Origin of the sequence: Desulfosarcina variabilis str. Montpellier (genome assembly GCF_048565275.1) — a bacterium.
In the GTDB taxonomy this organism is placed as follows: Bacteria; Desulfobacterota; Desulfobacteria; order Desulfobacterales; family Desulfosarcinaceae; genus Desulfosarcina; species Desulfosarcina variabilis.
On sequence record NZ_CP159846.1, the window covers coordinates 3,965,547 to 3,982,418 of the forward strand.

11 protein-coding genes are annotated in these 16,872 nt (G+C 53.9%); 7 read left to right on the forward strand and 4 right to left on the reverse strand.

Going from position 1 to position 16,872, the window contains the following annotated elements:
- Positions 1-57: 57 nt before the first annotated feature.
- The 3 genes from aspS to Dvar_RS17815 form a co-directional block, all read right to left on the reverse strand.
- Positions 58-1,869, reverse strand: coding sequence for an aspartate--tRNA ligase (gene aspS, locus Dvar_RS17805; RefSeq protein ID WP_419663038.1), 1,812 nt, complete (start codon positions 1,867-1,869; stop codon positions 58-60).
- 131 nt (positions 1,870-2,000) lie between these two features.
- Positions 2,001-3,272 (reverse strand): histidine--tRNA ligase, encoded by a 1,272-nt coding sequence (gene hisS, locus Dvar_RS17810; RefSeq protein WP_419663040.1) that lies wholly within the window; start codon positions 3,270-3,272, stop codon positions 2,001-2,003.
- 116 nt (positions 3,273-3,388) lie between these two features.
- Positions 3,389-4,552, reverse strand: coding sequence for a M20 family metallopeptidase (locus Dvar_RS17815; protein WP_419663042.1), 1,164 nt, complete (start codon positions 4,550-4,552; stop codon positions 3,389-3,391).
- A gap of 367 nt (positions 4,553-4,919) precedes the next feature.
- On the opposite strand from Dvar_RS17815, the gene Dvar_RS17820 reads away from it, so the two are divergent.
- The 4 genes from Dvar_RS17820 (at position 4,920) to Dvar_RS17835 (ending at position 10,902) form a co-directional block, all read left to right on the forward strand.
- Positions 4,920-6,614, forward strand: coding sequence for a hydantoinase/oxoprolinase family protein (locus tag Dvar_RS17820; protein ID WP_419663043.1), 1,695 nt, complete (start codon positions 4,920-4,922; stop codon positions 6,612-6,614).
- Between the two features lie 75 nt (positions 6,615-6,689).
- A complete protein-coding gene (locus tag Dvar_RS17825; protein WP_419663045.1) occupies positions 6,690-8,012 on the forward strand; it encodes a histone deacetylase in 1,323 nt (440 codons plus the stop codon).
- Between the two features lie 97 nt (positions 8,013-8,109).
- Positions 8,110-9,030, forward strand: a complete 921-nt coding sequence (gene epmA / locus Dvar_RS17830) for an EF-P lysine aminoacylase EpmA (RefSeq protein WP_419663046.1) — start codon at positions 8,110-8,112, stop codon at positions 9,028-9,030.
- A 492-nt stretch (positions 9,031-9,522) separates the two neighbouring features.
- Positions 9,523-10,902: a PilZ domain-containing protein gene (locus Dvar_RS17835; RefSeq protein WP_419663048.1), complete on the forward strand. Its 1,380-nt coding sequence runs from the start codon at positions 9,523-9,525 to the stop codon at positions 10,900-10,902.
- A 125-nt stretch (positions 10,903-11,027) separates the two neighbouring features.
- On the opposite strand, the gene Dvar_RS17840 is transcribed toward Dvar_RS17835, so the two are convergent.
- A complete protein-coding gene (locus Dvar_RS17840) occupies positions 11,028-11,570 on the reverse strand; it encodes a hypothetical protein (RefSeq protein WP_419663049.1) in 543 nt (180 codons plus the stop codon).
- A 409-nt stretch (positions 11,571-11,979) separates the two neighbouring features.
- Here Dvar_RS17840 and Dvar_RS17845 point away from each other — a divergent pair, with 409 nt between their 5' ends.
- The 3 genes from Dvar_RS17845 (at position 11,980) to Dvar_RS17855 (ending at position 16,864) form a co-directional block, all read left to right on the forward strand.
- Positions 11,980-12,414, forward strand: coding sequence for an iron-sulfur cluster assembly scaffold protein (locus Dvar_RS17845; protein WP_419663052.1), 435 nt, complete (start codon positions 11,980-11,982; stop codon positions 12,412-12,414).
- A gap of 212 nt (positions 12,415-12,626) precedes the next feature.
- The gene (locus Dvar_RS17850) at positions 12,627-13,928 is read left to right on the forward strand and encodes an ABC transporter substrate-binding protein (RefSeq protein ID WP_419663054.1); all 1,302 of its coding nucleotides are present in this window, start codon (positions 12,627-12,629) and stop codon (positions 13,926-13,928) included.
- The gene (locus tag Dvar_RS17855) at positions 13,925-16,864 is read left to right on the forward strand and encodes a PocR ligand-binding domain-containing protein (protein WP_419663056.1); all 2,940 of its coding nucleotides are present in this window, start codon (positions 13,925-13,927) and stop codon (positions 16,862-16,864) included. Before Dvar_RS17850 ends, Dvar_RS17855 begins: the two co-directional genes overlap by 4 nt.
- The last annotated feature ends 8 nt before the right edge of the window (positions 16,865-16,872 follow it).

Below are 16,872 nucleotides of genomic sequence, written 5' to 3' on the forward strand. Positions count from 1 at the left end.
ATGCCCGAAGGCCGGTAAGGCATCTTCGGGCATTGTAAAACAAGATGGTATTGGCCATCAAGCGTCGCTTTTTTCCTGTCCTTCGATGGCAGTCAGTTTAATGCGCAGGGACAGCTCATCCAGCTGGGCCTTGGCTGCTTCCGAAGGCGCGTTGGTGAGCAGGCAGGCGGCTTTTTGCGTTTTGGGAAAGGCAATCACGTCGCGAATAGACGATTCTTTGCACAGCAGCATCACCAGACGGTCGAACCCAAAGGCGATCCCGCCGTGGGGCGGTGCACCGGATTCCAGGGCATCCAGCAAAAAGCCAAACTTTTCCTGATAGGTGTCGGGCTGCATACCTAAAGCGGCAAACACGCGCTGCTGCAAGGCCATGTCGTGGATACGAATACTGCCGCCACCGACCTCAAACCCATTGAGCACCAGGTCGTAGGCCCGGGAGCGCACGGCCAAAGGATCGGATTCCAGTTTGGCGTAGTCTTCTTCCAGCGGCGCCGTGAAGGGATGGTGCAGGGCCTGGTAACGTTTTTCCACATCGTCGTATTCAAACATGGGAAAATGGGTGACCCAGACAAAGTTGAACTGGTTGTCATCGATCAGTCCCAGCCGTTTGCCCAAGTGGTTGCGCAGATGGCCCAGGGCTTCGTTGGTCACGGCGGGCTGGTCGGCCACGAAAAAGACCAGATCCCCCGGCTGCATGTCGATGCGTTCGGCCAGCTGGGCTTTTTCCGCATCGGTGAAGAACTTGGCAATGGGACTCTGCCAGGCATCCTCGCGCACTTTGATCCAGGCCAGGCCCTTGGCGCGGTACACGGCCACGAAATCGGTCAAATCATCAATTTCTTTGCGCGAGAAGTCGATGCATCCCTTGGCGTTGAGGGCTTTGACAATACCGCCTTTCTTGACCACGCTGGAAAAAACCTTGAATCCGGATTTTTCCACAATATCGGAAATGTCTTTGAGCTCCAGGCCGAAACGGGTATCGGGTTTGTCCAGGCCAAAACGATCCATGGCCTCGGTCCAGGTCAGCCGGGGAAAGGGCATCTCGAGCGACTGGCCCATGACATCACTGAAAATGCTGGCCATCATGCCCTCGCTAAGGGCCATGATATCTTCCTCACCCACGAAAGACAGCTCCATATCCACCTGGGTAAACTCCGGCTGGCGGTCGGCGCGCAAATCCTCATCGCGGAAACATTTGACGATCTGATAGTAACGGTCAAAACCAGACACCATCAGCAGCTGTTTGAACAACTGCGGCGACTGGGGCAGGGCATAGAACTGACCTGGATTGACCCGGCTGGGGACCAGGTAGTCGCGGGCACCTTCCGGTGTGCTTTTGGTCAGTACCGGTGTCTCAATGTCCAGAAAACCGTTGTCATTGAGAAAGCGCCGTACCGCGGCGCCGGTTTTGTGCCGGGTGATAATATTGTTTTGCAGGGCCGGTCTTCTCAGATCCAAATGCCGGTATTTGAGGCGGATCTGCTCGGAGACATCCACGTTGTCTTCGATCATGAACGGTGGTGTTTTGGCCAGATTGAGAATTTTTAGCTCGTCGACCAGAACTTCGATTTCACCGGTAGGCAGTTTGGAATTGATCATGCCCTCGGGGCGGGGCTCCACGCGGCCGCGCACGCCAAGAACGAATTCACTGCGCAGGCCATGGGCCTTGGCATGGACATCAGGGTTGATTTCCGGATTGAAAACCACCTGGGTGATGCCTTCCCGGTCGCGAAGATCGATAAAAATGACGCCGCCATGATCGCGTCGCCTGAGGACCCAGCCCATCAAAACGACTTCCTTACCCATGTCTTTGGCGGTAAGGGCGTTGCAGTGATGGGTTCTTCTCATATCACCGAGGATGTCTGCCACCGTATACTCCTTTATCTAAATGTCTCGGTCTTATCGTAAGGGCGAAAAATTTTTCGCCCCTACATGGATAATGGAAAATGGAGAATGGATAATTAAAAACGGAGAATAATCCTTCAATTCTCAATTTTCCATTATCCATTCTCCATTGCTCTTTTAATTGTTTGTACCAGCGCGTCGATGGGAATCTCCTGCTGGGTTTTATCGGCCATGTTGCGCAGAACGGCCTGGCCGGCCTCAAGTTCGCTGTCACCGACAATCAGCACCCGGCCGGCACCCACGCGATTGGCCTGTTTCATCTGGGCTTTGAGGCTTTTCCGCTCGTAGACCATGGACACGCCAATGCCTTCGCACCCCAGGGCCGTGGACCATTCAAAGGCCTTTTGACGGGCGGTATCGCCAAGCGCGGCGATGAACAGGTCCGGCCCGTTGGCCACGTCCGGGTTGCTTGCGGCGACAATCTCGGCCAATCGGTCGAAGCCAATGGCAAAACCGATGGCCGGGGTGGGCGGGCCACCCAAAGATTCAACTAGGCCGTCGTAACGGCCGCCGCCAGCCACGGCGCTCTGGGCGCCCAGGGCACCGGTCTGGATTTCGAATGCCGTGCGGGTGTAGTAATCCAGCCCGCGAACCAGCTGCTTGTCGATTTCAAACGGTACGTCCAGGCGGGCCAGGGTATCGGTCACGGTGTCGAAGTGGGTGCGACAGTCATCACACAGGTAGTCCAGAATCGATGGCGCATTCGCCATGGCCGCGCGGCATCCGGGAACTTTGCAGTCCAGCACGCGCAAGGGGTTACGATCCTTGCGGCGCAGGCAGTCCGCGCACAAGGTTGGGGCCGCGGCGGTCAAAAGGTCGGCAAGCGCCGCTTTGAACCGGGGCCGGCAGACCGGGCAACCCAGGGAATTGATGTGGGCTGTGGTGTCGGTGACCTGCAAACGATCGAAAAGGGTGCGCAGCAGAAAGATCAGCTCGACATCCGCATAAGGGGACGCCACGCCAAAAATTTCCGCATCAATCTGATAAAACTGACGGTAGCGTCCTTTTTGGGGCCGTTCACGGCGGAACATGGGGCCGATGGTGTAAAATTTGCGCACCGGGTCCTGGGATGCCATTTTGTGCTGAATGTAGGCGCGGCAGATGGATGCGGTGGCCTCGGGCCTTAAGGTCAGCATATCGTTCTTACGGTCGGCGAAGGTGTACATCTCCTTCTCGACAATATCGGTATCCTCACCGATGCTGCGGGCAAAAAGCTCGGTTTTCTCCATTATCGGAACGCGGATCTCACGAAAACCGAAATCCTCCAACAAAGTGATGGCACTTTTTTCGATGAATTGCCACAGCTCGGTTTCACCGGGGAGGATATCCTTGAATCCTCGAATCAATTGGATGTTGGTCTGGCTCATGGGTAAAGACAACCTTTCGGCCGATGCTGCCCGCGCCAAAGAAAAAAGTGCAGGCACAACGTCGGCGAACGTTTAAACATGAAACCCAATTACCTATCCCAGGTCTTTACCGATAGTCAATATCTTTTATTCCCCCACACATAGTCCGCCAGAACGCTGGCCAGGAGCAGGGTTCGCTGGGGCAGGCTGTCTTTGACCATGTATTCCCGGGGGCTGTGATCCCCTGCACCGATGGGGCCCAGCCCGTCGATCACCGGTGTGCCGGCCTGGTCGATGAAATTGGCGTCCGACACCCCTGAGCGAAATTCCGATCCAATGGGAATCTTCAGGTGACGGGCAATGTGCGCGATATGGCGGTAAAGGCGCTCGTTGGCTTCATTGGCGGGCATGGGGGGGCGGCCGGAAAGGATTTCGACTTTACAGGTCGCGTTTGGATTTGTGGCTTGGCTGCAGATGTTAAAAAGGCGGGCCTTGAGTTGCCGGCCATCCTCGGCATGGATAAATCGAAAGTCCAGGCGGGCCTCGGCATGTGCGGCCACCGTATTGGGCCCGATGCCGCCGGACACCAGCCCCACATTGGCGGATAGGCCTTTCGCCGGATCATTGAGGGCCTCGATGGCAAGAATTTTGTGGGCCATTTCCACGATGGCGCTGGTTTTGTCGGTACCGGCAAAGGCCGCATGACCGGCCCGGCCTTCTATGGTAAGCCGGGCCGACAGGTTGCCTTTTCTGCCGGTGACCACCTGGCCGTCTATCCCGCCGACTTCAAGGACAAAGGCACAATTACTTTTCCGGGCCTCCTGCCGGATCAGCGACTTGGACCATGGGGAGCCGATTTCTTCGTCGCTGGTGCAGACAAAGGCCAGTGGCAGGTTGTTCAGAAGACCACCGGCAGCCAGGGCCTTGAGGGCAAAAATACCTGCCACCAACCCGCCTTTCATGTCGATCACGCCCGGGCCGTAGGACCGGCTATCGTCTTCGCGGTAGTCGTTAAAATCCGTGCCCGGAGCAAAAACCGTGTCCATGTGACCGACCATCAGGGCCTGACCGGCGTGTGCCAGGGCCGGGGGGGTGCGAAAAATCAACAGATTGCCGGCCTGCTCGAGGCCAATGGTTTCCTGGGTCAGCGCGCAGTCGTTCAAGGCCGCCGCAATTTCCCGGCCAACGGCATCCACCCCGTTTTTGTTGTTACTGCCGCTATTGATGCGCACCAGTTTGCCAAGCAGGTCGAACATTTGTCCCTGCTGGGCCTCGATGTAGGCGCCGAAGTCTTTTCCCATGATGGTATGTTGTCTGTGATCGGTTATCGGTGACCAGTTATCTGTGATCAGTGATCGGTTACCGGTTGATGGTGAAAGGAACGGGAATTTTATCGTTGGCCTCAATAACGAATTAACAATCCTGGCAAAATCTGGCAATCTTTCTTTCTATTATAGAATCGATTTTATCCGTCATTTGACATTTGGGCGTTGGCATTTGGCACTTTTCCATTTTTGGGTATGATGCTTGTTCAGGGACGGCCGGGTTTTGATTTTACTTGAGATTGCCCAGCGGGATTGGGTCCAGCATATTGACATGCATGCTATTTTTGGGTACTTTGAGTGCTCTTCCATTGCTGCGTAAATAACAATTTTGAGGATGGTACCCATGATTATCGGGCTCGATGTAGGTGGTACCCATACCGATGTAGTTCTTTTGGGTCAGGAAGGATTACTTCGCCAAGTCAAAGTTCCCACCAACCCATCGGATCTTTTTACCACCGTTTTGAAGGGGCTGGAAAAAATAACCGAAGGGGTTGACCTTGCAAAAATCAACCGGGCCGTGTTGTCAACGACGCTGGCCACCAATCGGATCGTGCAGAATCAAATCCCCGACGTGGGCATGATCGTCAGTGCGGGACCGGGAATGGATCCGGCATTGTTCAGCACCGGTCCACACTACTATACTATTGGCGGTGGAATCGACCATCGCGGTCGGGAAATTGCCCAGATCGACAAAACACAAGTCGAGTGTGCCGCGGATGCCCTGGAAAAGGCCGGGATAAAGTATATTGGGGTGGTGTCCAAATTTTCGACCCGCAACCCCGAGCATGAACTTGACATCGCCGATCAAATCGGCAGTCGGTTCGAAAAGGTTTTCATGGGACACCAGATCTCTGGAAATCTGAACTTTCCCCGTCGCATTGCCACCACCTTCCTCAATGCCGCGATGTATCCGATTCACAAGGAATTTTTCGAAGCCGTGGTCAAGAGTCTGAGCGAAAAAGGACTCAGCGTGCCCATCCGTATCCTCAAACCCGATGGGGGAAACATGCGCTTCGAAGCCTCCATTGATCATCCTGCCCAGACCATCCTTTCCGGTCCGGCGGCCAGTGTGATGGGATCGGTTGCCTTTGCCCCCAGGAATGAAGAATGCCTGGTACTCGATATCGGTGGCACGACCACGGACATGGCTGTTCTGGTCAATGGGGTTCCGCTGCTCGATCCCATGGGGATCAGTATCGGTGATCACAAAACCCTGATTCGATCCCTGGACACGGTATCCATTGGCGTGGGGGGCGACAGTGCCGTGCGGGTAGCCGATGGCCGGCTTTGCATCGGTCCTGACCGCGTAGGCGTGGCCATGGCTTATGGGGGGCCTATGCCCACACCGACGGATGCCATGATGCTGCTGGGTATTGGTGAGGGGGGGGATATCGAAAAAGCCCGTGACGGCCTTCAGCCCATTGCCGATGACCTGGGCATTGATGTCCAGGAGGCCGCCCAACGGATCTTTGATCAGGCATGCCAATCCATTTTGGATGCAGCCCAGCAGATGGTCGATCGCATCAATGCCAAGCCGGTTTATACGGTTCACGAACTGTGGGAAGGAAATCGATTGCAGCCGCGCTACATTCTCGTTCTTGGGGGACCGGCACCGTGGTTTGCAAAGGGTCTCGAACGGCTCAGCGAATACCGCGTCAATGTGGTTCCCCGCTGGAATGTCGCCAATGCCATCGGTGCCGGGCTGGCGCGCACCACTTGCGAAGTGACCCTCTTTGCCGATACGGAGCGGGAGATCGCCGCCGCACCGGAAGAGGACTTTACCACCATGATCCCTTCCAAATACAGCCAGGAGGACGCCATCGCCACCACCTTGGAGCTGTTGCGGCGCAAAGCCATTGCCCGGGGGGCCAATCCCGATCACCTTGAGCTGGAAGTGATCGAGGCCATGTCCTTTAACATGGTTCGTGGGTTTTATACGACCGGCAAGAATATCCGGGTCATGGCCCAGGTCAAGCCCGGCCTGATACACGGTTACGACCCCATTGCGGAGAAAATTCTGGATAGTAGTTTTGTCTGACACCCGAACCTGTGATACGCAGGCCTTGTGATTCACAGGCGCAACCACCATAAGATACAAGCATCGGAGCCCATCATGCTGCGTGCAAAACATAAAACCGGTCTGGTCTTTTTCCCTGCATTCGATTGGGCCATCAGCCCGACCCACCCTGAGCGTGAGGAACGTCTGCTTTACACCCAGGATCAGGTTTTTGAAGAAGGGATCCTTGATATCGAGGGCATCATCGAATTAAAACCCGACCTGGTGACCAAAAAGGACGTTCAGCGGGTTCATTTTTGCGTCCCGGATTTATGGGCCGTGATGACCGAGTCTCATTTTATCAGTGCCGGTGGCGCCAAAACCATTGCCATGGCGGTCATGGACAAACAGGTGGAGCGCGGTTTCGCCCTGGTGCGGCCGCCGGGCCACCACGCCAACCGGGTGGTTCACGGTGCCCGCGGCTTTTGCAACGTGAACATCGAAGCCATCATGATCGAATATATCCGCAAGGCGTACGGCGTCAACCGGGTCGCCATCGTCGATACGGACTGTCATCACGGTGACGGTTCCCAGGATATTTACTGGCATGATCCCGACACCCTGTTCATCTCCATTCATCAGGATGGCCGCACCCTTTACCCCGGGTCCGGATTTATCAATGAAATGGGCGGCCCCAATGCCGTTGGCAAGACCATTAACATCCCTTTGCCACCCAACACCTCGGAAGAGGGCATTTTGCATGTTGTCCGTGAAGCGGTGTTGCCCATTCTGGAAGAATTTCAGCCGGAGATCATTGTCAACTCCGCCGGCCAGGACAATCATTATTCGGATCCGATCACCAATATGAATTTTTCGGCTCAGGGATACGCGGAACTGACCCGCCTGCTCAAGCCCGACATCGCTGTTCTCGAGGGCGGTTATGCCATTGAGGGAGCGCTGCCCTATGTCAATGCCGGTATCATTCTGGCCATGGCCGGTATGGATTACAGCCATCTCAAGGAGCCCGATTATAATCCGGAGCGAATCCGTCAAAGCGAAGAGGTGACCCGCTGGGTGGAAAAAGTCAGCACAAAGGTGATGGGCGTCTGGCGTGACCGCAAGCAGATGGGCAAAAACATCCGGGCGGGTCATCGGCATATCAGGCGTGACCGCAATATCTACTATGATACGGATAACATCCACGAGCAACAACATGAAACCATCAGGGTCTGTGAACACTGCGGAGGCGCGCTGAACATCGATTCCTCGGCCCGGGGCAGAAACCATATTTTCGCTGTTCACATTCCGCGCAATGCCTGTGATGCCTGCTACAAAGAGGGGATCAAGTGGTATGACAAGGCGGATCTGAAACGGTATGACAAGGTGTTTCTTCAGGATCGACGATCCGATGTGATCACGGAGAAATCCAAAACCCCGTGAGATCCGGTTTTGCCGCGACCCTGATATAGAGATTTTAAACCGGGTCTGTTCCGCCCCCATGGGGTAGCGGCCAGACCCGGTCCTTTTAAGAGCCTTCATGACAGCATTCCGACAAACAGCGATTCGATCCAACCTGATGCGTCGCGCCCGCATCATCAATGATATCCGCACCTTTTTCAACCGTTCAGGATTTTTGGAAATCGAGACGCCCGTGCGCATTCCTGCACCGGCGCCGGAAGCCCATATCGATGCCCAGGAATCCGGGGCCTGGTTTCTGCACACCTCCCCTGAGCTGTGTATGAAGCGGCTGCTTGCTGCCGGCTATGAAAAAATTTTTCAGATCTGCCGGTGCTGTCGCCAGGGTGAACGCGGCGGACGCCACCTGCCGGAAATGACGCTTGTGGAATGGTACGTGGCGGGTCTGGATTATCTGTTCCTGATGCATCAATGCGAGGCATTGATCCAATTCGTGGCCGATGGCCTGGAACTGAACCGGATGTTGACCTACCAGGGGCAAGCGGTGGATCTGACACCCCCTTGGGATCGGATGACCGTGGCTGAGGCGTTTCAGCGCTTTGGCGGGATGGCTGTGCAAACGGCACTCGAAAAGGGCTGTTTTGATGAGGTCATGGGGCTTGCTATCGAGCCGCAACTGGGATTGACGCGTCCCCTTTTTCTTTACGACTACCCGGCATCGTGTGGCGCCCTCGCCCGGCTCAACCCGGACAACCCTGACGTTGCCGAGCGTTTCGAGCTTTATATTGCCGGGCTGGAACTGTGCAATGCCTTTACGGAACTGACCGATCCGGTGGAACAACGCATCCGGTTTGAAAAGGAGCAACGCGACAGAAAAGCCGCCGGAAAACGCGTCTATCCGGTTGCCGAACCATTTTTACAGGCCCTGACCCACATGCCCCCCGCAGCCGGCAATGCCTTGGGCATTGATCGCCTGGTGATGCTGTTTTGCGATGCTGCCACGATCGATGCGGTGGTGGCGTTTACGCCGGAAGAGCTTTAGGCCGGCGAAAATAATGGTTTTTCCTGGATGTCTTTGAACGCGTCCCTCTCGTTTTGCAGCAAGCCGCGACGATTGAACATACCGTTTTGTAAGAACCGTTTACATTAATGATGGCCCTGGGGATCGAATTTTTGACCCGTTCGCCATCAAATTGACACCCACCCATCATCGAATCGGTGGGTGGGCCCTGTCTTTGTTGTCCTTCCCGTAATCTTTCCAATGATTTCTCATGCGCTCCCCTGGCCACGGCTGAAAGAGAGAATTTATGATGCAATAACAGCAATATGAAATGTCGTCCCCGCCCACTTAACGGCTGATTCAGCCCAGGCATGCTAAATTTTTCCAGCCTTTGTTGGTGAAAAAAATAACGGAAAAAGGTCTCATTCAATCTCGTTTCCTGAATGGCATGGAAATTGAAAAAATGATCGAAAAAATAGGTGCCAATCCATATTTTTTACATGCTGAAACGATTAAACCAAACAGGATGCGAGAATGTTTTTTTTCAATGCAAAGGAAGACATGGGGCTTAATGCGAGCCTTGATTTACTGGATTTGTCATCCGGGGCCACAATCGATGACGCAAACCAAGCCTATACCTACCTGCACCGGATGATCGATATTTTTCATCGCGACAACCAGGCCGGGCAGGGCGACCGACAGGAAGACCTGGAACTGCTTGCCTGTGCCTATGAAAAAGCGGTTTCCTATCTTTCTGATCCGAATCCAAGGATTGCCGGGGATCCTGCGCCCCTTGCTTCCGGAAAGGTCAGCGACGATGCACGGCAAACCACGGACCTTCATTTTACGATCAATTTTTCCGGTGCCGGGGACGATCGAACGGTTGCAAAGGACAACCTTTCGATTCCCCAAGGTTCCGATGAAGCCGTTGAAAACGCCGTTGCCATCATTTCTCGGCGCTTGCAGGAGGCGGAATCCGCTCTGGAGCAGGCCCGCGAGGCTGTGGAAAAGGCCACTGAGGTCATGGATGCCGCCAGTCAGCGACTTGAGAAAACCAAACAGGATCGAATAAACGCCATGATTGCGGCCAAAACGGCCAGATCACGGGCGCTGTTGATGGAAGTCGAAGTCAAGCGGGCAACCGAGGAGGCCATCGAGGTTGCCGAAAAGGTTCGGGACCGGGTGACGGCCGCCAAGCAGGCCGCGAAAACGGCCAAAAGCGAGGCGGACAAGGCCCAGGAGCAAATTCGCCAGGTCATGCGCACGGAAGAAGCCGCCGCCGCCGAGGCAGTCTGTGCCCAGGATCGCCTGGAAAAGGCCCAACAGCAGCTTAAAAAGCTGACCCATGCCGTTGTTGAGGCCCGCAGCCAATTGCGGATCTTTCAAGAATACGAATCACAATTGCGCCCCCCCGAAACATGGGCGGAAAACGATTCTTTGCCACCGTTTTCCGATGACCCGTCTGTGTTGTCCCCACCGGTAGACGATTTCAGGGATACGCGCCAGCAGGTTTTATCCGATCTGCTGGAAATCGAAAACGCGCTCAATGGCCGCCGGCAGGAGCCTCAATCTGCCCGGTCGAATCATCTCGAAGCGGTGAATAGTCCCGACCAGGAGGGGGAACGACGGCAGCATGACCGCCTATATTACCCAAATGCAAAACGGCCCATGTTCTCTTTTAATGGCAGGCTTATCCCCATTCTGGATCTCAGCCAGGCCGGCATCGGTCTGGAATCGGGATCTGAGGTTGTCCAATCCCGCCTGGTCAGGGGGGCCATTGAATTTGATGACATGCCTGCAATGAATGTTACCGGGCGGGTTGTGCGTCAGGACGAGCGGTGTCTGGGATTGCGTCTGGTGACGCGCATCGGCAACCATATTTTAGACCGGGAGCGGATGCGCCTGGAGGCCTGATAAGAATCGGGGCAAGCCTTTGGACTTAACACTGGTCTATAGATCAATTGAATTCATTCTCCTATGCTGAAACAGATATAAGCTGGAGCTTTCCGGATAACCGGATTACTTTTTTACCTGCGCCCTTACTTCTCAATGGAGAGTGAAACCGACAACGAAATGGTCTGAGGGCTGCCGCCTGCCTGGCGCAAGGATAAAAGCACACCGTTTTCGCCGGCGGGCAGCATTCCGGGTGCAATGCCGCGGGCATCGGCGGTTTTTTCCTTGATGGGGTTCCAGGCAATTAACCGCATGGGCATCAGTTTACGTTCCAATTGGCCGCCAGGGGGGATGGATTCGATGGGCACGGTATGGGTTTTCACCGCCTGGGGATCGATTCCCTCGAACACCAGCCTACCTTCCGGCTTGCCGCCATGCACATAGCGACTTGCATTCCAATCAATCGATAATGCCGTGCCGCTGTTGTTCACCAGGCTGAGCAGAAAAAAGGCATAGTAGGAATTGCTGCCTTTTTGAGGGGTGAGGCGGACCTTGTAAACCGAATTAACCACCTCGTGGTAGCCTGGTGTGGCGTTCCACGTGCCTTTGAAATCCGTTGGGGCGCCACTGCAACTGGCCAATATGAAGATGATCAATGCTGTAATGGGATGGACGAACCGACCGGACATAGAACCACCCTTTTCATCCTGTTTGATTTGGTTTTATCCTCAATATTTAACGATTTCTCCAGCCGTTGGCAAGTCAGAAGGTGTATCCCCGCAGAGCAATCGCATGTAGAATTACGGGTTGCCTTTCTTCCCGAAATTAGCGCGTCCACGAATGTCAAATACCCAATGAAAAATGCCAAATGGTGGTATTCTATCTGTTTTAAAATCGATTTTATCATTGCGGTGAATACTCAAGAATGAACAAAAGTATCCGAAATAATATTAAAAAATTTCTATCTGAAGCGGGGCCGGGCCATAGGAAATCCAAATGGCAGACAAATTCGTAAGCGCTCAACCTTGACACCGCTCTAAGAAAGGTTTATTCGTTCCTTTTTAAAAGTGACAACATCAGGATTGCAAGGAAAGAAATATGACACAGATCCAAGCATCAGCACCAAATGAGACCAAAGCGATTGAAGAGATGCTGAGCGCATCCGGGTATTCAAAAAAAGCAATAAATTATTACATCAACAAGCCGCACATGGGACTGGTTCCCGATGCAGACATTACTTCCGAGATGACCGGTTCCTGTGGCGACACCATGGGGATTACCATTAAAACGGAAAATGGTATCGTCCAGGATGCCAAATACCAGGTGATGGGGTGCGCCGGTGCCATTTCCGCCGCCATGGCTGTGGTGGATCTGATCAAGGGCAAAGACCTGGGGTATGCCCGATCCATTGATGACGGTACCGTGTTCAAGGTGCTGGAGGAAATTCCGGTCAAAAAGCATCACTGCATTCAACTGGCAGTCAAAACCCTGCACAAGGCGCTGGACGCCCATGAACTGAAGAAAAGCGCTTAGCGTTTTTTCACCCAAATCCATTTTTCAAAGAGGCTACTGACGGCATCTCACCGGCAGTAGCCTTTTCTTTTTATCGGGTTTATACTCATATTGCCGCGTTCTGCGGTAATTGGTGGCCTTTCCTTGGCGCAAGCCCTTAGTTGACCGATCCCTGAATATTTGCCAAACTGAGTTTATTCGTGACAAAGTGCATTCTTTAAGGATTCGCCGCGATGATGAAAAGCGAGATAATCGGCCTGTTGACTATTTGTTTAAGCTGGCTGCCCGTCATCGGTTGCCAGGAGACCCCATCCACTGCCCCGCCCCCCAAAACGGTAAAAATTGGCGCGATCTATCCGCTCAGTGGTGAAAGTGCCTCTACTGGAGAAGATATTAAGGCGGCCTTGGAACTGGCCACCCAGATCATCAACCAGTCCGTTGATCTGCCGATTCCCTTGGCCCAGGACAAAGGCCTGACCACCCATGGCGGTGTGACGATCGACGTCATTTATCAAGACTCTGAAAATAACGAGTCCATTGCCGCTAAACAGGTTGAGCGGTTGATCCAGAAAGACCATGTTCTATCCTTGATGGGATGCTACAACAGCGTTGTCACCGCAGCGGCCAGTGAGCAGGCTGAGATTTTAAAGACGCCATTTCTCAACACCGGTTCAACCGCACCGATTCTTACCCAACGAGGACTTGACTGGTTTTTTCGCACGACCCCGGATGACAGTATTTTCGCTCAGAACTTTTTTACTTTTTTTTCAGATTTAAGTGCTCAGTTGGGGATCCGGATCCCCAAACGCCTGGTCCTGGTCTATGAGAATCGATTATGGGGGACAAGCGTGTCACGGGCTCAAAGAAAACTGGCGCTGAAATACGACTATGAGATCGTGGGAGACATCCCTTATGATGCCACCCAAACGGATTTTGAAAAAGAGATCAAGGCGGTCAAGGCAGGCATGCCGGGGGTGATTTTCCAATCTTCCTATGACGCCGACGCGATTGCATTCATGCGGGGGTATAAAAAAGAAGAGATCACGCCTGTGGCCATCATGGCCATGGACGCCGGTTTTGTTAGCACCTCTTTTATGGAATCAATGGGAAAAGACTGTGAGTATATTCTCAGTCGTGAGGCCTGGGCGCTGGATATCGGGCGTAAAAAACCCTTGGTGCACGCCGTCAACGACCGATTCAAGGAAAAAACAGGCAGAGACATGACCGGCCATTCAGCCAGGGCCTTCACCGGCCTGATCGTGTTGGCCGACGCAATGAACCGCGCCGCCGTGCTCACGCCGGAAGCCATTCGTACGGCGCTGCTGGCAACCGATTTTTCCAGTGAGCAGTTGATCATGCCTTGGGATGGGGTGCGCTTTGATCCTGAAACAGGGCAGAATATTCTGGGGCGGGGCATTATTGTTCAGGTGCAAGGTGGTGAATACCGTACGGTCTGGCCACTGGAACTGTCAGCCAACATCGTGGTCTGGCCGTTTCCGGTCTGGCCTGATAACAATAGCGGGACAAGGCGATGACACCCCCCATCAATCAATTGGGTCGTAGCGGCATCACACGCAAAATCATCATGTTGGTGATGATTTCCGGTTTTCTGCCCCTTTTGGTGTTGGCGACGATCTTTTTTGTGTTTGCCTATAAAAGTGAAAAGCAGTTTGTTTATGATATTCAAAAAGAGATGTGCAATCGGGTGGCGGTGAGTATTTCCGCTCATCTGAACACGACATTCGGTCAGATCAAGCTGTTTGCCAACTCGCTTAACCTAAGTGGGTCGCGCAACGCGGAGATCAGGGCGGCGGGTTACCGGCTTTTGGATCAAGTGATTGAGTTTGATCAAATTACCGTTGTTGATCCAGCCGGGCAGGAGATCAGCAAGGTTTCCCGTTACTACACCTACAGGCCTTTCGAGCTGAATACTGTTACCGACCAGAAGGCGTTTCAAACGGCCCGGCTGGGCCGCTTTCGTATCGGCCGTGTTCAGGTTCCGGAACATAGCCGATTCCCCCAGGTGCCCATCAGCGTTCCTATTACGGATGCGCGCGATCAGCTGACCGGTGTACTGATTGTGGACGTGAACGTCCTAAAAATATGGGATTACATCTCCGGGTACAGCGTCGGGCGCGATCGGCATGCCTATATCGTTGATAGTGAAGGATTCTTGATTGCATCCCAGGATCGCAGCTCGGTGCTTCAAAAACAGGATTTGCGCCACATTCATAGTGTGCACCATTTGCTGGCCAGAAAAAGCGGCGTCTGGGAATACGACGGATTGGCCGGAAAGCGGGTCATTGGCGCCAGCGCCTTGATTCCGCCAAGCGGTTGGGGCGTGGTCGTCGAAGTGCCGGTGAGCGATGCCTACCAACAGCTGACCACGTTGACGGTGTTTTTCGCAACGGTCTTTGTATTTACCCTCTTACTGGCCGCGTTGCTTGGATGGCGGTTTAGTTTCCGCGGCATTATCGAGCCCATCGGTCTGCTGCAAAAAAACGCCCAGGAAATTGCGCGGGGGGATTTTGATTGTCAGATTGCCCTGCATAGCCATGATGAACTGGGACAACTGGCTGTCACCTTTAATTCGATGGCGACCCATTTAAAGGAAACCACGGTTTCCCGGGATATTCTGCGTAAGGAAATCAATGAGCATAAAAAAACCGAAGCAGCGCTGAAAAGAAGCGAAGAAGCCTTGGAAAAACGGATTATCGCCCTCACGTTGCCGTTGGCGGATACCGAACCACTGAATTTCGAAGACCTGTTCAATCTAAAGGACATTCAGCAGATTCAGGACGAGTTTGCCCATGCCACCGGGGTGGCATCCATTATTACCCATCCGAATGGTCGGCCCATCACCAGGCCCAGTCGATTCTGCCGGTTGTGTAAAGACATCATCCGCAAAACAGACAAAGGCCGATCCAATTGTTATCAGTCGGATGCCGCCATTGGCCGCTTTTCATCCGAGGGACCAAGGGTGCAGGTTTGCATGAGCGGCGGGTTGTGGGACGCTGGTGCCGCCATTTCCGTTGGTGGCCAGCATCTTGCCAACTGGCTGATCGGCCAGGTTCGCGATGAATTCCAGTCCGAGCAAAAAATTCGTCAATACGCTCGGGAAATCGGTGCCGATGAAGATGATGCGGCTGAGGCGTTTTACGAGGTTCCGGCCATGTCGCGGGATCGGTTTGAACAGATCGCCAAGGCGCTTTTCACCATTGCCAATCAGTTGTCCACGATTGCCTATCAGAATGTGCAGCAGGCGCGTTTTATCAGTGATCGCCAGCGGGCCGAGGCGGAAAAGGAAGGCCTGGAAAAGCAAATGCATCAGGCTCAAAAACTTGAGTCCATCGGCCGTCTGGCCGGCGGTGTGGCCCATGACCTGAACAATATGCTCTCACCCATCATCGGATATGGCGAGTTGTTGATGGAAGACCTCAAGGACGACTTGCAAAAACACGAACGCCTGCAACAGATTGTGCAGGCCGGCTACCGCGCCCGCGACCTGGTCGGGCATTTGCTGGCATTCAGCCGCAGGCAGACGCTTGCCTATGCAAGGCTGAATCTCAACCAGGCCCTCGAGCGGTTTGAAAAGCTGTTGCGACGAACCATTCGCGAAGATATCGAACTGATCATCACTCCTGCAGATAATATTCAAACCATCAACGGCGATGTGGGACAGATCGAGCAGGTGATCATGAATCTGTGTGTCAATGCCCAGGACGCCATGCCCGATGGGGGCAAGCTGACCATCGAGACCGCCAACGTTGAGCTGGATGGAAGCTACCGGACCGAGCATCCCAGTGTCCAGGAAGGGCGCTATGTCATGCTGGCGGTCAGTGACACGGGGGTGGGGATGGACGCCGATACGCAGAGCCAGATTTTCGAGCCTTTTTTTTCAACCAAAGGAGAGCAGGGGACCGGCCTCGGCCTGGCCACGGTGTACGGGATTGTCAAGCAGCATGGTGGAAATATCTGGGTGTACAGCGAACCGGGAGAGGGGACGACATTCAAGGTTTATCTACCGGTGGCCCAGGGGCTTCCGGATGAGAAAATTGTCCGCCAAAAACCGATCCGTGATCTGAAAGGAACGGAAACGATTCTGCTGGCTGAGGACAATACGTTGGTGCGGGAGCTTGCAGGCGATATTCTCAGACGCCAGGGGTATCATCTGATGGTGGCCAAAAATGGATCGGAAGCCCTTGAGATGCTCAACGCTCATCACGGACCACTTGATCTTTTGCTTACCGATGTGGTCATGCCCGATATCAACGGTAAAGAACTGTTTACCCGCCTTTGCGACCAATTTCCGGATTTGCGGGTGCTTTACATGTCCGGGTACACGAACGATGTGATCGCTCACAAAGGCGTTTTGGATGAAGGCATCCATTTTATTCAAAAACCATTCACTGTTCACGGATTGGCTGACAAAGTGCGTGAAGTATTGACTTGGAACAAAATTGAAAATTGATGGTTTTA